The 17,541-nt window shown below is 72.6% G+C and carries 17 protein-coding genes; 5 read left to right on the forward strand and 12 right to left on the reverse strand.

Features of this window, described 5'->3' with window-relative positions; translation table 11 throughout:
- The first annotated feature begins 1 nt into the window (after nt 1).
- On the forward strand, nt 2-1,432 hold the full coding sequence (locus tag ABD234_RS04820; protein ID WP_038372348.1) for a mycothione reductase: 1,431 nt from the start codon (nt 2-4) through the stop codon (nt 1,430-1,432).
- 27 nt (nt 1,433-1,459) lie between these two features.
- Here ABD234_RS04820 and ABD234_RS04825 read toward each other — a convergent pair whose 3' ends face one another.
- Complete coding sequence (locus ABD234_RS04825; protein WP_344354368.1) at nt 1,460-3,751, reverse strand: LCP family protein; 2,292 nt, start codon at nt 3,749-3,751, stop codon at nt 1,460-1,462.
- A 576-nt stretch (nt 3,752-4,327) separates the two neighbouring features.
- Here ABD234_RS04825 and ABD234_RS04830 point away from each other — a divergent pair.
- Nucleotides 4,328-5,788, forward strand: coding sequence for a GuaB1 family IMP dehydrogenase-related protein (locus ABD234_RS04830; RefSeq protein ID WP_344354369.1), 1,461 nt, complete (start codon nt 4,328-4,330; stop codon nt 5,786-5,788).
- Nucleotides 5,789-5,828: 40 nt separating this feature from the next.
- Nucleotides 5,829-6,809 (forward strand): UDP-glucose 4-epimerase GalE, encoded by a 981-nt coding sequence (galE, locus tag ABD234_RS04835; RefSeq protein WP_344354370.1) that lies wholly within the window; start codon nt 5,829-5,831, stop codon nt 6,807-6,809.
- A 42-nt stretch (nt 6,810-6,851) separates the two neighbouring features.
- Here galE and ilvA read toward each other — a convergent pair whose 3' ends face one another.
- From ilvA to ABD234_RS04850, 3 genes are all read right to left on the reverse strand, one after another.
- Nucleotides 6,852-8,120, reverse strand: a complete 1,269-nt coding sequence (gene ilvA / locus ABD234_RS04840) for a threonine ammonia-lyase IlvA (RefSeq protein WP_038372353.1) — start codon at nt 8,118-8,120, stop codon at nt 6,852-6,854.
- A gap of 47 nt (nt 8,121-8,167) precedes the next feature.
- Nucleotides 8,168-8,464, reverse strand: coding sequence for a PTS sugar transporter subunit IIB (locus tag ABD234_RS04845; protein ID WP_038372355.1), 297 nt, complete (start codon nt 8,462-8,464; stop codon nt 8,168-8,170).
- Nucleotides 8,465-8,699: 235 nt separating this feature from the next.
- Complete coding sequence (locus ABD234_RS04850; RefSeq protein ID WP_038372356.1) at nt 8,700-9,182, reverse strand: CarD family transcriptional regulator; 483 nt, start codon at nt 9,180-9,182, stop codon at nt 8,700-8,702.
- A gap of 290 nt (nt 9,183-9,472) precedes the next feature.
- On the opposite strand from ABD234_RS04850, the gene ABD234_RS04855 reads away from it, so the two are divergent.
- On the forward strand, nt 9,473-9,976 hold the full coding sequence (locus tag ABD234_RS04855; protein ID WP_232226309.1) for a hypothetical protein: 504 nt from the start codon (nt 9,473-9,475) through the stop codon (nt 9,974-9,976).
- A gap of 143 nt (nt 9,977-10,119) precedes the next feature.
- Here ABD234_RS04855 and ABD234_RS04860 read toward each other — a convergent pair whose 3' ends face one another.
- Both ABD234_RS04860 and ABD234_RS04865 read right to left on the reverse strand, forming a co-directional pair.
- Nucleotides 10,120-10,812 (reverse strand): response regulator transcription factor, encoded by a 693-nt coding sequence (locus ABD234_RS04860; RefSeq protein WP_038372357.1) that lies wholly within the window; start codon nt 10,810-10,812, stop codon nt 10,120-10,122.
- A gap of 4 nt (nt 10,813-10,816) precedes the next feature.
- The gene (locus ABD234_RS04865) at nt 10,817-12,028 is read right to left on the reverse strand and encodes a sensor histidine kinase (RefSeq protein WP_038372358.1); all 1,212 of its coding nucleotides are present in this window, start codon (nt 12,026-12,028) and stop codon (nt 10,817-10,819) included.
- A 156-nt stretch (nt 12,029-12,184) separates the two neighbouring features.
- Here ABD234_RS04865 and phoU point away from each other — a divergent pair, with 156 nt between their 5' ends.
- On the forward strand, nt 12,185-12,859 hold the full coding sequence (gene phoU / locus ABD234_RS04870; RefSeq protein ID WP_038372359.1) for a phosphate signaling complex protein PhoU: 675 nt from the start codon (nt 12,185-12,187) through the stop codon (nt 12,857-12,859).
- A 200-nt stretch (nt 12,860-13,059) separates the two neighbouring features.
- On the opposite strand, the gene ABD234_RS04875 is transcribed toward phoU, so the two are convergent.
- From ABD234_RS04875 to ABD234_RS04900, 6 genes are read right to left on the reverse strand one after another with little or no spacing between them, the layout of a single operon-like run.
- On the reverse strand, nt 13,060-13,425 hold the full coding sequence (locus tag ABD234_RS04875; protein WP_038372360.1) for a DUF4235 domain-containing protein: 366 nt from the start codon (nt 13,423-13,425) through the stop codon (nt 13,060-13,062).
- Between the two features lie 41 nt (nt 13,426-13,466).
- A complete protein-coding gene (locus ABD234_RS04880) occupies nt 13,467-14,504 on the reverse strand; it encodes an LCP family protein (protein ID WP_344354371.1) in 1,038 nt (345 codons plus the stop codon).
- Entirely contained in the window at nt 14,501-15,328 is an 828-nt protein-coding gene (trmB, locus tag ABD234_RS04885; RefSeq protein ID WP_344354372.1) for a tRNA (guanosine(46)-N7)-methyltransferase TrmB, read from the reverse strand. Before trmB ends, ABD234_RS04880 begins: the two co-directional genes overlap by 4 nt.
- On the reverse strand, nt 15,321-15,746 hold the full coding sequence (locus ABD234_RS04890; protein ID WP_344354373.1) for a QcrA and Rieske domain-containing protein: 426 nt from the start codon (nt 15,744-15,746) through the stop codon (nt 15,321-15,323). Before ABD234_RS04890 ends, trmB begins: the two co-directional genes overlap by 8 nt.
- Before the next feature lie 49 nt (nt 15,747-15,795).
- Nucleotides 15,796-16,362, reverse strand: a complete 567-nt coding sequence (def, locus tag ABD234_RS04895) for a peptide deformylase (RefSeq protein ID WP_344354375.1) — start codon at nt 16,360-16,362, stop codon at nt 15,796-15,798.
- Nucleotides 16,359-17,510 carry a YihY/virulence factor BrkB family protein gene (locus ABD234_RS04900; protein WP_344354377.1) on the reverse strand — a complete coding sequence of 384 codons (1,152 nt, stop codon included), beginning with the start codon at nt 17,508-17,510 and terminating at the stop codon, nt 16,359-16,361. The genes def and ABD234_RS04900 overlap by 4 nt, the downstream gene beginning before the upstream one ends.
- Nucleotides 17,511-17,541 lie beyond the last annotated feature (31 nt).

Raw genomic sequence — 17,541 nt, forward strand, 5'->3', positions numbered from 1 at the left:
GGTGACCCACTACGACATCGCCCTGATCGGATCCGGCTCCGCGAACTCGCTGCCCGGTCCGGACCTCTCCGAGACCACGATCGTCCAGATCGACCGCGGCGTCGGCCCCGAGCACCGGTTCGGGGGGACCTGCCTGAACCTCGGGTGCATCCCCACCAAGATGTTCGTGCACACCGCGAACCTGGCCTCCGCCCCCGCCCGCTCCAGCCGCTTCGGCGTGGACGAGACCCTCGACGCCGTCCGCTGGCGGGACGTGCGCGACCGCATCTTCGGGCGCATCGACCCGATCAGCGCCGGAGGCGAGGACTACCGCGCCCACCACGAGGACAACGCGAACCTCACCCTGCTGCGCGGCACCGCCCGCTTCACCCGACCGGCGTCCGAGGGCCTGCACCACCTGCGGGTCGAGCTCGCCGACGGCGGCACCGAGGAGATCAGCGCCGGCACCGTGGTGATCGGCGCCGGGTCCCGTCCCGCCATGCCGCCGATCGCCGGGCTGGCCGAGGCCCGGCCGCTGACCTCGGACACCATCATGCGGATCGACGAGCTGCCGGCCTCGATCGCGATCCTCGGCTCCGGCGTCATCGCCGCCGAGCTCGCGCACGTGCTCGCCTCCTTCGGCGTCGAGGTCACGATCATCGCCCGCGGCGACCGGCTGCTGCGCCGGGCCGACGACGACGTCTCCGCCCGCCTGACCGAGGTGCTCTCCGCGAGGATGCACGTGGTCACCGGGTTCCATGCCACCCGCGTCGAGCGCGACGACGACGGCGTGCGCCTGCACGGGGAGCGCGGCGGCGCCGCCGCGACGATCCGCGCCGAGGAGCTGCTCGTCGCCACGGGCCGCACCCCCAACGCCGACCTGGTGGACGCGGCGGCCGCCGGCATCGACGTGAGCGGGGACGGCCGCATCGAGGTCGATGCGTACCAGCGGGTGCTCGCCGGCGGCGAGGTGCTGCCCGGCGCCTGGGCGCTCGGGGACGTCTCCAGCCCCCACCAGCTCAAGCATGTGGCCAACCACGAGCTGCGCATCGTGCGCCACAACCTGCGCCATCCCGAGGCGCTGCGCCGCTCGGACGAGATGCCCGTCGCCTACGGCGTGTTCTCCAGCCCGCAGGTCGCAGCCGTCGGCATGACCGAGAAGGAGGCCCGCGCCTCCGGCCGCACGGTGCGCGTGGCCGTGCAGGAGTACGCCTCGATCGCCTACGGCTGGGCGATGGAGGACACCACGGGCTTCGCGAAGATCATCGTGGACGCGGACAGCGAGCTGTTCCTGGGCGCGCACATCATCGGCCCCGAGGCGACGAGCCTCATCCAGCTGATCACGCAGGCGATGAGCACGGGGCAGCGCCCCCGCGACATCGCCGCCACCCAGTACTGGATCCATCCCGCGATGCCGGAGCTGATCGAGAACGCCCTGCTGCAGCTGGTGTGACCCCGGCGGAGGGCCGGGAGCCGTCGCTCAGCCCGTGCCCTCCGCCTGGCCGGGCATGCAGGACTTCAGGGGATCGGCCACGATGACCGGCTCCTCGGTGGCCTCCTGCGAGGTCTCCGCGTCCTCCGGCGTGGTGGTCTGCTCCTCGGTGGTCTCCTCGGCGCTGGGCTCCTCGGTCGGGGTCGCGGTCGCCGTGGAGGAGCCGGCCGGGGCCGAGGGCTCCGCCGGGGCGGTCGGCTCGGCGGAGGGGTCCTCGCCGCGCACCGACTCCGGAGCGACCTGCGACATGGAGTCCTCGATCGACGCCTGCACCCACTGCTCGATGTAGTCGTAGTCCGGCCGTCCGGGGTTCGTGACCTCGGTGGTGATGGGGTACGAGGTGAACCCGGCCTTCTTGATCCGCATGCCCAGGTCGACGAAGGCGCTCAGCTGCGTCGAGGGGATGTTCGTCTCGATGTTCCGCTCGGTGGCGGTGACCAGCCCCGGCACCGACAGGGCCAGGGTCGCGGGATCGGCCTCCTCGGTCACCACGCGGACGATCCGCTGCTGGCGGCACATGCGGTTGAAGTCGTCCGAGCCCTCGCGGGAGCGGGCGTACCACAGCGCCGTGTAGCCGTCCAGCTCCTGCCAGCCCGGCTCGATGTAGCCGCTGATGGGGTACTTGCGTCCGGTGGACTGGTTGGTGCCGCCGCCGATGGGGATGCGGCGCTCGACCTCCATCTTGACACCGCCGATCGCGTCGACGAGGTCCTCGAAGCCCTGCAGGTTGACCATCGCGTAGTAGTCGATGTCCAGGCCCAGGGTCTCCGAGACGGCCTGCGTGGTGGCGGTCAGGCCGGGGGACGGGTCCCCGGGGTAGAGGTCCGGGCGGTCCTCCGCCCAGGTCCACACGGCGTTGATGAGGTTCTCGTTGCGCCCGAAGTAGTCGAAGCCGTCGGGGAACTCCTCCGCCGCGGCGGATCCCTCCGGGAACTCCACGTACTGCAGGTTGCGAGGGATCGAGAACAGGGCCGTGCGGCCGGTGGCCGTGTCGATCGAGGCGACCATGATCGTGTCCGGACGCGTGCCGGTGCGGTCCGCGCCGGCGTCCTGGCCCAGCAGCATGATGTTCACGCGGCCCCGGCCGGCCCAGGGATCGGGCTGGTCCAGGGAGTCCTCCGTCGCCCCGCCGAAGACGGTCTGGTTGCCCAGCAGGCCCTGCGCGGCCCACAGGGACTGGACCCCGCGGCCGAAGGGGAGGGCGACCGCGATGACCATCACCAGGGCCAGCACGAGGGAGATGCCGCGCTTGGCGCCGGTGAGCCCCTGACGCGTCGTGTGCGCGAGGTTGGTGGCGATGATCTGGAGAACCCAGACCACCCCGACCAGGCCCGAGACCACCATCAGCGCCACCACGAAGGTGCGGTCCGTGGCGAGCGAGAGCAGGGCACGGGTGGGATCGGCCAGCAGCAGCCAGGCGCCGAGCGCGACCGCGGCGACGACGAACACGGCCGTGAGCAGGATGCCGACCCGTCGCAGCCGCGTCGGGATCAGGCCGGCGCCCGGCACGACGGCCGAGAGCAGGGTCCACAGGGCGGGCACGCGCAGCCGGCCGCCCGACGGCTCCTCGGAGGCCGATGCCGCAGCACCGGTCGCCGGCGCCCCGGAGGCCGATGCCGCAGCGGCCGACGTCGGTGCCGGCGCCGCAGCGGCCGCCGCGGCGACCGCGGGCCCGCCCTGCGCCGGGGGCTGCGCGTCGTCGGCTTCGCCGGTCGCGGCCCGGGGCGCGGAGGCCGCGGGCACGGAGGCCGCGGGCACGGACCCCTCATGCACGGGCGAGGAGGGCACGGACTCCGAGGGCTCGGGCGATGCGGGGGCCGGCGCGGCAGCTTCCGGCGTGCTCGCGGAGGCGGCGAGGTCCGGCGGAGGCACGGCCCATGCGTCGCGCTCCTCCGGCGAGAGCTCGCGGGCCCGTCGACCGCGGGGCCGCGGGGCGGTGTCCGCGGCCGCGTCCGAGGCCTCGGGCCGCCCGGCGGTCGCGGATGCCTCGGGGACGACCGGGGTCGGGCGGGTGGGAGCGTCGTCGTCCTGACCCGACCGGGCCGCGGCGCCGCTGCCCGCGGCGGCGGGGAAGGCGCGGCGCGTGCTCATGGCGGCGGCGCCGGCGGTGGGCACGACGGGGGACGGCTTAGCCGCCGAGGGGGAGGCCGGAGAGGCGGCGGCCTCGGAGGGGCGCCCGGGGACGATCTGCGGGGCGGTCTGGGAGGCGCGGCGCGACGAGGCTCCGGCGGCATCCGCGCGGGATGCGGGCTGCTCGTCGGGCACCGGGGGCAGCGGCACGGTCTCCGGGCCCGCCGGCGCGGCCGGCGACCCCGGGACGGAGGATCCCGGGGCGGACGACTGCGGGGCAGAGGATCCCGGGGCAGGGGCCGGCGCGCGGCCCTCGTCGGCGGGGGGCCGAGGAGGCTCGGACGGCGAGGCGTCCGGCTTCTGGTCCATCCACGTGCGGCGGGCGGTGCCGAACGCGGCGTCGCGCGCGGCGCGCGTCTGGTCCGGGGGGACCGGCGGTGTCGCCGGTGCGGGACGCGGCGCCCTGCGTTGCCGGGCGCCGGACGCGCGTCGGCGCCCGCGACCGGAGTTGTGCTCCGTCATGGGGACATCCTAGGAAGTGGCCGGCAAAAGGAAGCTCATCGTCCTGTGTGCGGTTCGTGCAGATCCCCCGACGATCCCGTACCCGGTGGCCGGCAGGCCGCTGCCGCGAGGGGCCCCGCGGCGGCCTGCCGTCCGCCGGGCCGCGCGAGGCGGACACGAGGACCGGGCCACTCTAGCCCCCGCACCTCCGCAGGACCTGCGCCCTCGGTGAACCGCGACCGCCGACGCCCCGTGCTGCGGTGCGGGCTCCGTATCGTAGGGAGCATGCGCCTGATCCACACGCCCACCACGGACCTCACCTATGACGACTGCTTCTTCCTGCCGTCGCGATCGGCGGTGGCCTCGCGCTTCGACGTGGACCTCGCCTCCGACGACGGGACCGGCACCACCATCCCGCTGGTGGCGGCGAACATGACGGCCGTCTCCGGCCGGCGCATGGCCGAGGTGATGGCGCGCCGCGGAGGGCTCGCCGTGCTCCCGCAGGACCTCGACCCCGAGCGCGTGGACGAGATCGTCCGCACCGTCAAGAGCCGGGACGTCCTGCTGGACCACCCGCTGACGCTCACCGCGCGCGGGACCATCGGCCAGGCGCGGGCCCTGCTGCCCAAGCGGCCGCACGGAATCGTCGTGGTCACCGACGAGGACGGCGCGGTGCTCGGGACCGTGTCCCCGCAGCAGCTCGACGGTCGCGACGCCTTCACCCCCGTGGGCGAGGTCGTGAGCACCGATGTGCTGCGGCTGAGCCCCGAGGAGGCGGGCTCCGACCCGGCGCAGCTGCACGCGCGCATCGCCGCCACCCACGATGACGCCGCCCTCGTGCTCGAGGGGGACGGGACCCTGCGCGGCGTCCTCACCTCCCGCGGCGTGCTCCGCTCGACCATCTACCGGCCCGCGCTCGATGCCGAGGGCCGCCTCCGGATCGCCGTGGCCGTCGGCATCAACGCCGAGGCCTCCGACCGCACCCGCGCGCTCGTGGCCGCCGGGGCCGACGTGATCGTGCTGGACACCGCGCACGGGCACCAGGACCGCATGCTCGAGGCCCTGCGCGCCGCCCGCGGCGTGATCGGGCCCCGGGAGGGCACGGCCGTGCGCCTGGTGGCCGGCAACGTCGTCACCGCCGAGGGCACCCGCGAGCTGCTCGAGGCCGGCGCCGACATCGTCAAGGTCGGCGTCGGCCCCGGCGCCATGTGCACGACGCGGATGATGACGGGGGTGGGGCGGCCCCAGTTCTCCGCCGTGCTGGAGTGCGCGCAGGCCGCCCGCGAGCTCGGGGGCCGGATCTGGGCCGACGGCGGGGTGCGCCACCCGCGGGACGTGGCGCTCGCGCTCGCCGCCGGCGCCTCCAACGTGATGATCGGGTCCTGGTTCGCGGGCACCTTCGAATCGCCCGGCGACCTGCACGTGGACGAGCACGGGCGGCGGTACAAGGAGAGCTTCGGGATGGCCTCCAAGCGTGCCGTCTCCTCCCGCACCGCGGCCGAGGACGCCTTCACCCGCGCCCGCAAGGCCCTGTTCGAGGAGGGCATCTCCACCTCCCGGATGTACCTCCCGGAGACCGGCGGGAGCGTCGAGGACGTCCTGGACGAGATCACCGCCGGTGTGCGCTCCTCGGCGACCTACGCGGGCGCCCGCAGCCTCGAGGAGTTCCGCGAGCGCGCCGTGATCGGCCTGCAGAGCGCGAGCGGCTACGCCGAGGGCAAGCCGCTGTCCTCGTCCTGGAGCTGAGCTGACCGCATCGGCGGCGGCACCGAGTAGGCTCTGGGCCATGACGACTCTCGTGAGCGGTGGTGCCGGATACATCGGGTCGCACGTGGTGCGGCTCCTGCTGGAGAAGGGCGAAGAGGTGGTGGTCGTCGACGATCTCTCCACCGGCGTCGCCGAGCGCGTCGCCGGCGCGGACCTCGTCCACCAGGACATCACCGCCCCGGACGCGGTCGACAAGATCGCCTTCCACCTCACCAGCTCCGGCGCGGACTCGGTGATCCACTTCGCCGCCCACAAGCAGGTGGGGGAGTCGGTCGCCAAGCCCGAGATGTACTGGCACGACAACATCGGCGGCCTCGCGAACGTGCTCGCGGCCTGCGCCCAGGCCGGGGTCCGGGACGTGGTCTTCTCCTCCTCCGCCGCCGTGTACGGCGTGCCGGACGTCGACCTCGTCACCGAGGACCTCGCCCCGCAGCCCATCAACCCCTACGGCGCCACCAAGTACGTCGGCGAGTGGATGCTGGCCGATGCCGAGCGCGCCCACGACATGCGCACCGTCGCCCTGCGCTACTTCAACGTCGCCGGCGCCGGCTGGCCCGAGCTCGCCGACACCGCGGTGATGAACCTGGTGCCGATCGTGCTGGACGCCCTGGCCGCAGGGCAGTCCCCGGTGGTCTTCGGCGACGACTACGACACCCCCGACGGCACCTGCATCCGCGACTACGTCCACGTCCTGGACCTCGCCCATGCGCACATCGCCGCCCTGGACTACCTGCGCGGCGAGGACCGCCCGCACCGCGTGTTCAACGTGGGCACGGGGGAGGGCTCGAGCGTCCTCGAGGTGATCGACGCGATCGCCCGGGCCAAGGGCATCGACATCACCCCGGAGATCGGCCCGCGCCGGGCCGGGGACCCGGCGCGCCTGATCTGCTCGGGCGACCGGATCGCCCAGCACCTGGGCTGGAAGTCCGAGCACGGGCTGGACGACATCGTCCGCTCGGCGGTCGAGGCCCGCGAGGTGCTGGACGCCCGCGAGGCGTGATCCTCCGCTGCCGGTCCCGCAGGGGACCGGCGGCGGCCCCGCTCAGGTGAGGTAGCGGTACATCGGGTCATGCGGGTCGATGCGCTCGATCTGCATGCCGGAGGTCGCCATCCTCCCCAGCAGCGGCGCGAGGTTCGCGCGGCTGCCGATCTCGAGGCCCACCAGGGCGGGGCCCTCCTCGCGGTTGTTGCGCTTGATGTAGTCGAACAGGACGATGTCGTCCTCGGGCCCCAGCACCGAGTCCAGGAAGCGTCGCAGCGCCCCGGGCTCCTGCGGGAACGTGACCAGGAAGTAGTGGCGCAGCCCCTCGTGCACGAGGGAGCGCTCGACCACCTCGGTGTACCGGGAGACGTCGTTGTTGCCGCCGGACAGGACGATCAGGATCTCCCCGGCGCCGCCGTCCACCGCTGCGGTGGCGACCGCGGTGGCGGCCAGCGCCCCGGCCGGCTCGGCGATGATCCCGTCGGTCTGGTAGAGCGCCAGCATCTCGGTGCAGATGGCGCCCTCCTCGACGGCGAGCACGGTCGGATCGAACCGCCGGATCGCCTCGAAGGGACCGTCGCCGATGCGGCGCACCGCCGCCCCGTCGACGAATCGGTCCATCTCCTGCAGAGCGACCGGCCGGCCCTCCTCGAGGGCCCGGGCCAGGGAGCGGGCCCCGGCGGGCTCGACGCCGACGATGCGCATCTGCGGCTCGTGCTCCGCCAGCCAGGTGCCGCAGCCGGCCAGCAGCCCGCCGCCGCCGACGGGGAGCACCACGGTGCCCACGTCGTGCCCGTGCTCGGTGCGGATCTGCTCGATCGCCTCGCGCACCACCGTGCCCTGGCCCGCCATCACCAGGGGATGGTCGAACGGCGGCACGATGATCGCGCCGGTGTCCTCGGCGTCCTTCGCGGCGGCCTCGGCGGCATCGTCGAAGGTGTCCCCGACCTGCAGCAGCGTGACATGCTCGCCGCCCAGGGCCACGATCCGCTCCCGCTTCTGGCGGGGCGTGGTGCGCGGGACGTAGATGCGCCCTCGGATGCCGAGGGTCGCGCAGGCCGTGGCGACGCCCTGGGCGTGGTTGCCGGCGCTCGCGGCCACCACCCCGGAGGCCCGCTCGGGCTCGGTCAGGGCCGACAGGAACAGGGAGGCGCCCCGCAGCTTGTACGAGCGCACCGGCTGGAGGTCCTCGCGCTTGACCCACACGGGGACCCCGGCGATGTCCGAGAGCCGTGCGCTGCGATGCACCGGGGTGCGGGCGGCGATGCCCGCCAGCCGCTCGGCGGCGCGGTCGACATCGGCGGCGGACAGCGGTCTGGGCGCGGTCATGCAGGTTCCTTCACGGCAGGGGGTCCTCGTCCCGGGACAGGGCCGGGTCAGCGGTCGCTCGGATCGAGCTGGTCCAGGTGATGCGCGATCTCCTCGAGGGTGCGATCCGGGGAGGTCTCCAGGACCAGCGGCATCCCCGAGACCACGGGCATCCCCAGGGAGGTGGGCAGCTCGAGGGTGGAGACCGCCACATCGGCGGAGACGTCCGTGGAGAGCAGATCCATCACGGTATACCGGTCGACCCGCACGTCCCGCCCCTGGTCCGCGAAGTGGTCGCGGATGCGCGCGGCGATCAGGGTCGAGGTCGTGGAGCCGACGGACGTGATCACGGCGATGGTGCGCATCGGACTCCTCGGTCCTCTTCGGAGGCCGGGTGGTCGGTCCGGCCGGGGCCGGCACGCCGCAGAGTGATCTGCGACACGTCGGCGCCTGATTGTGGCACGGACCGGGCGGAAACGCCACGCCGGGCCGCCGGGGGAGCGGTGCGTCACCTCCCCGACGACCCCCGGACGCGCCGATGCCCGCCGAGCACGGGCCCGGCGGGCATCGGCGGCGTGCGGCCCGGAGGGCCGGACGACGTCAGGAGGCGAGGACCTCGTCGAGGATCGACTCCGCGGAGGTCTCATCGGTCTTCTCCGCGAGGGCGAGCTCCGAGACGAGGATCTGCCGCGCCTTGGCCAGCATCCGCTTCTCGCCGGCCGAGAGGCCGCGATCCTTGTCGCGACGCCACAGGTCGCGCACGACCTCGGCGACCTTCTTCATATCGCCCGAGGCCAGCTTCTCGACGTTCGCCTTGTAGCGACGCGACCAGTTGGTGGGCTCTTCCGTGTACGGCTGGCGGAGGACGTCGAATACCTCCTCGAGGCCTTCCTTGTCGACCACGTCGCGCACGCCGACCAGGTCGACGTTCTCTGCAGGCACCTCGATGGTGAGGTCGCCCTGCGCCACCTTCAGCTTGAGGTATGTCCGATCCTCTCCCTTGATGGTGCGCGTCTTCACCTCTTCGATAAGAGCTGCACCGTGATGCGGGTAGACGACGGTCTCGCCGATGGCAAAGTTCATGTGAGGGCTCCCCTTTCAGCCGTTATAGTCTATCACCACCCCTGTGTGCTATCCTACGCGGCTGCCCGCGCGGGCGCTCGGGTGCCCACGGGGTGAGCAGGTCGCGGGCAGGCGGCGGGCCCGGCGCGGGGGAGCGCTGCGGGCCGCGCGGGCGAGGTGCGTCGGCATGCGGGGGGCTCCGCCCGTGCGATAGGCTGGCCCGGCCTGCGCGACCTGTGCGCGGCACCCCAGAAGCACGCAGCATGGCCGTCGCCGGTTCGTCCCCGGAGCGGTACCGAATAGGAGACTTCGTGAACACCGTGCGCCGTCCTCGTCGACTCGCCCTGGCGGTCGCCTCCCTCGGCCTCGCCCTCGCCGCGACGGGCTGCAGCTACATGAACCCGGTGCAGACGCACGACTTCTACCAGGCGGCCGATGGCACCAACGCCACGCTCGAGCGCGACGGCAAGGAGTTCGCCGGGGTGCGCAACGCGATCCTCGTGGAGGAATCCGAGGGCAGCAGCGTGCTGTACGCGACGGCCGTGAACACGACGACGGAGCCGCTGCAGGTGCGCCTCGAGGGATCCGGCGAGAGCGGCGTGCTGTTCTCCACCTCCGTCACCGTGCCCGCGCAGAGCACCGTGAAGATCGGCCCCGACGAGGCGCAGACGGTCTCGGTCTCCCAGGACATCTCCACCGGCGACATCCTCACGCTCGCCGTGACCGCCGATGGCATCACCGAGGAGATCTCCCTGCCGACCACGGGCGTCTCCCTCGAGCACTACCAGCGCAGCGACGGCGGCGGGGACGCCTGACCCGCTCCGCCGGTCCAGGGCCGCGGCCGTCCCGAGGACCCGCCGCCGGCACGCGCCCCCGCGGCGCTCCCTCGGCATCACGAAGGCCCCGTCCCGCAGCCCCTCAGGGCGCGGACGGGGCCTTCGCCGTCGTCCCGGCGAGCTCAGCGGGCGGCGGACTCGAACTTGTAGCCCAGTCCCCGCACGGTCACCAGATGCACCGGATTGCGGGGATCCTCCTCGATCTTCGCGCGCAGGCGTTTGACGTGGACGTCGAGGGTCTTGGTGTCGCCGACGTAGTTGGCGCCCCACACGCGGTCGATGAGCTGGCCGCGGGTGAGGACCCGGTCGACGTTGCGCAGCAGCATCTCCAGCAGCTCGAACTCCTTCAGCGGCAGCGGGACCTCCTCGCCGCGCACGGACACGACGTGCCGCTCCACGTCCATGGTGATCCGGCCCGCCGAGAGGACCGTGTCCTCGGTGGACTCCGCCGAGTCCTGGCCGCGGCGCAGCACGGCCTTGATCCGGGCCAGCAGCTCGCGCGAGGAGTACGGCTTGGTGACGTAGTCGTCGGCGCCCAGCTCGAGGCCGAGCACCTTGTCGAACTCGTCGTCCTTGGCGGTGAGCATGATGACGGGAACGCTCGAGGTGCGCCGGATCTCGCGGCACACATCGGTCCCGCTCATGCCGGGCAGCATCAGGTCCAGCAGCACCAGGTCGGCGCCGTGCGCGGTGAAGATGCGCAGGCCGTCGGTGCCGTTGTCGGCGACCGCCACCTCGTACCCCTCCTTGCGCAGCGAGTACGACAGGGGGTCGGAGAACGACTCCTCGTCCTCGACGATCAGGATGCGGGCCATGGGATCAACCTCTTCCTCGTGCAGTCTCGTCGTCCGCCGGCGGGGCGTCGGAGCCCCGCACGGTGATCGCATCGGTGCGCCCCATCTCCGGGATGCGCAGGGTGAAGGTGGAGCCCTGGCCCTCGAGGGACCAGGCGGACACCTCGCCGCCGTGATCGGTGGCGATGTGCTTGACGATCGCGAGCCCCAGTCCGGAGCCGCCGGTCTCCCGCGAACGGGCGCGGTCCACGCGGAAGAACCGCTCGAAGACCCGCTCCAGGTTCTCCTTGGAGATGCCGATGCCCTCGTCCTTGACGGCGAGCTCGACGAATCCCTCCTCCCGTCGCACGGAGACCCCCACCCGGGTCTCGGGATCGGAGTAGGAGATCGCGTTGGAGATGAGATTGGACAGCGCCGTGGTCAGCATCGCCTCGGAGCCGAAGACGTGCAGGCCCGTGGCCCCGCCGACCTGCACCTCCACCCGCGAGCCGAGGGCGAAGTTGCGGTTCAGGGCGACGGCCTCGGCGACGACGTCGTCGATCTCGACCGGCTCGGCATCGGGCAGGGCGGAGGCTCCCTGGACGCGGGAGAGCTCGATGATCTCCTGCACCAGGTGCGAGAGCCGACGGGACTCCGTCTGCATGCGGTCGGCGAAGCGGCGCACGGCGTCCGGGTCCTCGGCGGCGTCCTGCATGGTCTCGGCCAGCAGGGTGATCGCCCCGACCGGGGTCTTCAGCTCGTGGGAGACGTTCGCGACGAAGTCGCGCCGCGTCTCCTCGACCCGCACGGCGCGCGAGAGGTCATCGGCCAGGAGCAGCACGCCGCGGGAGCCGAGGACGCCCATCCGCACGTCGATGACCGCATCGGACTCCTCGTTGCTGGTGCGGCGCAGGGTCATGCGCCGGTCGCGGTAGCCGCCGTTGCGGGCCACGTCCCCGGCCATCTCCATGAGCTCCTGGCTCGCCAGACGCGGGTACTCGTTGCCCTGGGCGCGGACGATGCCGTAGGAGTACGCGAGCGGGGAGGCGCGCAGCACGTCGCCGGCGGAGTCGAGGACCACATAGGCCTGCGAGAGGATCGCGAGGACCTCGGCCGCGGCCTCGGGGACGACGGGCGGCGGGACAGCGGCGGCGGAGGGCGCGGCGCGCTGGTCGAAGCGGTGCAGGGCGAGTGTTGCAGCGCACCCGATGACCAGGCCGATCGCCCCCGCGAGCAGGAGCAGGGCGGTGGTGGGCACCGTCCAACTCTAGGCCGTCCCGCAGGGCGCTCATGCAATCTTCGCGTGTTCAGGGGACACTGGACCCCAGGAGTTCACCCGGACTCCCACATCCATTCACGATCGGTTGGAAGGATCGTCGACGATCCATCCATACCGAGGAAGCGAGAGACAGCAATGCGCGAGGCTTACCAGAGCGATCTGCGACATGTGGTCGAGGACCTGGTGCACATGGCATCGCTCGTCGAGAACGCCATCCGAGACGCGTCCACGGCGCTCGCCACCGGCGATCTCGCGCTGGCGGAGCGCGTCATCGCTGCCGACATGACCATCGACCAGCGCCAGATCGACCTCGACGAGAAGATCGTCGAGATGCTGGCCCGCCAGTCGCCGGTCGCGACCGATCTGCGTCTGCTGGTCGCCGCGCTGCGCATGAGCTCCTCGCTCGAGCGCATGGGCGATCTCGCCGAGCACGTCGCGCTCTCCGCGCGCCGCCGCTACCCGGACCTCGTGGTCCCCGAGCAGCATCGCGAGGCGCTGGCCACCATGGCCGAGCTCGTCGTCCAGGGAGTCGTCGACGCCGCCACCGTCATCCAGGAGCGCGACCTCGCCCTCGCCGGCCTGGTCGAGCGCCGCGACTCCGACATCGACGCGATCCAGTCGGAGCTGTACCGCGCGGTGACCCGCGCGGACGATCTCGGCACCGAGCAGGTCATGGACCTGATCCTGCTGGGGCGCTACTACGAGCGCCTGGGCGACCACGCGGTCTCCCTGGTGCGCCGTGTGGCGTTCCTGGTGACCGGCGAGGCGATCGACGCCCACAGCCCCGTCACGGACGTCCCGGAGGTCTGAGACGTCCCTGAGGTCTGATCCGCGGCGCCCGGGCCCTCGGCGCCGGGCGCCGCGGGTGCGGGAGCCGCACGAGGACGGGGACATGCGACGAGCCGCGGCACAGTGATCTGTGCCGCGGCTCGTCGCATGCGGTGCGGGTCCCGCTGCGCGGGACCGACCTGCCCGAGGGCGCCGGTGGGCGGGGCCCCTGCGCGGGGCGGTCAGCCGCGGTTCGCGCGGGGGCGCCGGGAGGTGAGGCGCTCGGCGCCGGAGCGGGCGCCCTTCTTGGCGAGCTCCTGCAGGGCCTTGATGGCCACGCCCGAGATGAGGATCCACAGCAGGCCCTTCCACACGGGCTGGTCCTGCTGCGGGTCGCGGATGTCGAGGATCTCGGCCTTGGAGAGCCCCGCCTTCTTCGCCTCCTTGCGGGCCGCCTTCGTCGCCTTGGCGCTGGCCTTGAGGGCCTTGGCGGTGGGTGCGTCCTCGCCGAACGCGGCATCCCAGCCGCGGGTGATGAGCTTGTTGCCGATCACTCCGGCGGCGATTCCGGCGCCGGTGACGGCGATCTTCACGAGGGGGTTTGCCACGAGGATCCTCCTGGGTGGGATGCGGTTCTCGGCCGGGCCGATCAGTACTTCCCGGCGTTCTCCGCGAAGTACGTGCCCATGGAGTCATTCTTCAGGGCCTCGCGCAGGACGTCCATTCCGTCCTCGTCCGTCGCGACGACACTGGCGCCTCCGCTGGTCATGAACGGCTCCCCGTGGGGGACCGCCAGGAAGTGGAGGTCGGATGTGCGCAGGTCCCGCAGGGACAGCCCGAGGTCGACGATCGCGTTCGGGGTGAGCGCATCGTCGGTGGTGAGATAGGGCGAGATGGACTCGACCGCCTCGGTGATCCTGCCCGGGCTCGAGAGCGTGTTGCTGCTGAGGAGCTCCTTGGCGATCCCGCGCAGCAGCGCCTGCTGGTTCCGGTTGCGCTGGAAGTCGCCGTCGACGAAGTTCTTGCGGGCCCGCACGAAGGCGAGCGCCTCCTCGCCGTTGACGTGCTGGGTGCCCTCGGTGAACTGGTGGCCGTCGATCTCGAAGTCCTGCGGGACCTCGACGTCGACGCCGCCCAGCGTGTCCACCAGGCCCTGGACGCCGTCGAAGTCGATCAGCGCCACATGGTCGATCGGCACGCCCGTGTAGTTCTCCACCGTCGTCACCGCGAGCGGGATCCCGCCGTAGGCCAGGGCCGCGTTGATGCGTCCCTTGCCGTGCCCGGGGATGTCGATGTACAGGTCGCGGGGGAAGGACATGAAGTACACCCCCGAGCGGTCGGCGGGGACGTGCACCAGCATCATCACGTCGGAGCGCTGCCCCGTGATGCCGGAGGCCGCCGCCTCCTCCTCGCTGCGCTTGTCCGACCCCAGCAGCAGGAAGTTCTGGCCCTCGGTGTCCTCCGGACGATCGCCGTCGGAGGGGCCGCGGGTCACCTGCACGACCGTGCGCTTCTCGTAGGCATCGCGCAGGTCGAACATGTACTTCGCCGCGATCACGCCGGCGGCCGCGACGATGGCGGCGAGGACGATCAGCCCGACGAGGGCGATCTTGAATCCCCGTCGCCGGCGCGGCGGCTCGTCGGGGTCGATCTCGCCGGGCAGATCGATGGAGTCGGAAGTCGTCATGGGTGTTCACTCTCATCCGGGGAGGGGGCCACGGACGCTGCGGCCCCCCGGAACGCAATATCCCATACTAGTCGGCCGGCATCGCCGGCCTTCCGCTCGAAGCTGGTCAGCACCCGTCCCTCGTACCGCGGCGCCCAGCCGAGCTCGGGAAGATCCTCCGGGACCTGGTCCGTCGTCGTGCCCGCGGGGCGTGGGGAGTCGTTGTGAAGATTCTGCAGGCGCGGCTCGGCGTCCAGCACGGACCGCATGTGCCCGGCGTACTCCGCCCAGTCCGTGGCCAGGCGCAGCACCCCGCCGGGGGCCAGGAGCGGCAGCACGACCTCCAGCAGCGGCGGGTTCACCAGGCGGCGCTTGTGGTGGCGGGACTTGTGCCAGGGATCGGGGAAGTAGATCCACAGCTCGTGGATCGACCGCTCGGGCAGGAGGATCGCCAGCGAGTGCAGGGCATCCAGCGGGACCAGGCGCACGTTGTCGGGGCTGCCAGCCCGCTCGATGCGGTCCAGCGTCTGGGCGATGCCGGGGATGTACACCTCGAAGGCGAGGTAGTCGCGCTCGGGGTGGGCCGCCGCGGCGGCGGCGATGTTCTCGCCCTGGCCGCTGCCGATCTCCACGACCAGCGGGGCGGTGCGGCCGAAGACGGCGGCAGGGTCGATGCGGGCGGCAGGGTCCGGGACCGTGTCGCGCTCGCCGCGCGGGAGGTCCAGCACGTAGCGGCGGGCCAGGCGGTCCCAGGCGTCCTGCCGGCTGCGGCTGAGCCGGGACCCGCGGCGCACGAAGGAGACGATCTCGCGCTGCGGCCGGGAGGCGTCGCTCGGCTCAGGCACGGCGGACGACCCCGTCCTCGACGACGATCTCGACGTCGGGGAGGTTCTCGGTGGCCGGTCCGCTGAGCACGTCGCCGGTGGCGGCGTCGAACCGCGAGCCGTGGCAGGGGCAGTCCAGCTCGGTCTCGGCGAGCTGCACGGCGCACCCGTGGTGGGTGCAGTAGCCGCTGAACGCGGTGAGCTCATCGCCGGTGCCGCGGACGATCGCGACGAAGGGCCGCTGGCCGCCGAAGTTCACCAGGGTGGTGGCGTTCTCGGGGAGGTCCTCGAGGGCGATCGCGCCGTCCTCGGCGGGCAGGGGCGCGGCGGTGCCGAAGCCCTGGTCCTCCGGGCCGCAGGCGGCGAGGGTGCCGACCCCGGCCGCGGAGACGGAGAGCAGGCCGAGGGCATGACGACGGGAGAGGCAGGGGGGAATCACCCCCACAGGATAGACGCGCTCCCTGGCCGCGAGCCCGCGCCGGCCCGGCTCACACCTCCTCCTGCGTGGTCGCCCCGGGATCCCAGCTCAGCAGCCCCTCGGCGCGCCAGCCGCGGGCGGTCACCGCGTCGAGGGCCTCGCGGCGCAGGGCCGGGGAGAGCCGGTCGATGTACAGCATGCCGTCGAGATGGTCGACCTCGTGCTGCAGGGCCCGGGCGAGCACGCCCCCGTCGTCCTCGACGAGGACCTCGGCGCCCTCGAGGTCGGTGCCCCGCACCCGGGCGCCCCGGAACCGGGCGGTCGGGAAGCCCTCCCCGGGCACGGAGAGGCATCCCTCGAGAGTCTCCTCGTCGAGCTCGAGTCCGCCGAAGCGCTCCAGGCGGGGGTTGATGACGACGCCGCGGCGCAGCACCCCCGCGGCGTCGGGGCACGAGTAGACGAACAGGCGCCAGCGGGAACCGACCTGCGGTGCGGCCAGGCCCGCCCCATCGGCCGCGTCGTTGGTCTCGAACATGTCGGCGACCAGGGTGCGCAGCTCCGGGGTCACCTCGCGCACCTTCCGGGTGCGCTGCTCGAGGGCACGGTGGCCGATCATCGTGATGGGGCGGATGCTCACGGAGCAGCTCCTTCGTCGGACGGGGGCGGGGTGTCGGGGCCGGGGGAGCCGACGGAGCGGCGGGAGGGGTTGACGGCCAGGGGATTGCGGGCGTCGACGATCATCACGGACCGCCGGTGACGGACCGGCCGTCCGGTGCGCGCCGCCTCGGCCACCACCCGGCTGATCTCCTCGGTGCGCTCCGCATCGGAGGCCAGGAAGTCCAGCGAGTGCGTCGACTGCGGGGTGAGGTCGATGTGGTTCCACGCCGGCAGGCCCAGGGCGATCTGCCGGGCACGCAGGAACTCCGCGTCCAGCGCCGCCCCGGCCACGATCACGATGTTCGCCAGCCACAGCAGGAGCAGCAGGCCGATCAGGCCGTTCAGCGTCGTGATCAGCTCCGAGAAGCGCGTCGCGTAGCTCGCGAGGCGCCCGACGGCCAGCGCGGAGCCGAACAGCACCAGCACCGACACGACCGATCCCAGCGTCATCACCCGGTAGCGGGGGAGGCGCACGTTGGGGAAGAGGAAGTAGGCGAGCGAGACGCCGATGATGAGGATCGCCAGGAGGATCGGCCATTTCACGAGGTTCCACGCCTCGAAGGCGATCCGGGGGATCCCGATCAGCTCGCCCAGGCGCTGCGAGGCCTCGCCGCCGAGGATCACCATGAAGATAGCCAGCAGCACGATGGAGACGATCACCGTCGTCTCCCCGAGCACGATGGTGCGGAACCACAGGAAGGGACGGCCCTCGCGGGTGTCGTAGACCCGGTGCATCGCCCGATGGAACGCCGCCACCCCGTTGGAGGCGGAGACGAGCGCCCCCAGCGTGCCCAGCGCCAGGCCCAGGACGCCGCCGCGCGTCCCGGCGGCCGCGAGGATCGCGGACGCGTAAGGGCCCGGGTCCACCGCCGGGAAGATCTCCGTGACCAGACCGGAGAAGGTCTGCACGGTCCGCTCCTCGATGCCCAGCAGGGACACCATGGAGACCATCGCCACCGCCGCCGGGAACACCGACAGCAGCAGGTAGAAGGTCATGGTGCCGGCGACGTCCCACACCTGGATGTCGATCAGTCGGATCCGGACGCGGTTGAGCACGTGCAGGACGCTCAGGCGCGGATGCGCGATCTCGACCTCCGGCGGAGGACGGCGACGGCGGACAGGGTTCATGGTCGGGGAGCGTCGGGGTCGGGGCGGTGCG

It is taken from the genome of Brachybacterium phenoliresistens, assembly GCF_039530785.1.
Taxonomy (GTDB): Bacteria; Actinomycetota; Actinomycetes; order Actinomycetales; family Dermabacteraceae; genus Brachybacterium; species Brachybacterium phenoliresistens.

Excerpts from the sequence above, each read along its gene's own strand:
- ABD234_RS04830 (WP_344354369.1), top strand. The coding sequence starts at position 4,328 with ATGCGCCTGATCCACACGCCCACCACGGACCTCACCTATGACGACTGC.
- galE (WP_344354370.1), top strand. The coding sequence starts at position 5,829 with ATGACGACTCTCGTGAGCGGTGGTGCCGGATACATCGGGTCGCACGTG.
- ilvA (WP_038372353.1), bottom strand. The coding sequence starts at position 8,120 with ATGACCGCGCCCAGACCGCTGTCCGCCGCCGATGTCGACCGCGCCGCC.
- ABD234_RS04845 (WP_038372355.1), bottom strand. The coding sequence starts at position 8,464 with ATGCGCACCATCGCCGTGATCACGTCCGTCGGCTCCACGACCTCGACC.
- ABD234_RS04850 (WP_038372356.1), bottom strand. The coding sequence starts at position 9,182 with ATGAACTTTGCCATCGGCGAGACCGTCGTCTACCCGCATCACGGTGCA.
- ABD234_RS04860 (WP_038372357.1), bottom strand. The coding sequence starts at position 10,812 with ATGGCCCGCATCCTGATCGTCGAGGACGAGGAGTCGTTCTCCGACCCC.
- phoU (WP_038372359.1), top strand. The coding sequence starts at position 12,185 with ATGCGCGAGGCTTACCAGAGCGATCTGCGACATGTGGTCGAGGACCTG.
- ABD234_RS04880 (WP_344354371.1), bottom strand. The coding sequence starts at position 14,504 with ATGACGACTTCCGACTCCATCGATCTGCCCGGCGAGATCGACCCCGAC.
- ABD234_RS04900 (WP_344354377.1), bottom strand. The coding sequence starts at position 17,510 with ATGAACCCTGTCCGCCGTCGCCGTCCTCCGCCGGAGGTCGAGATCGCG.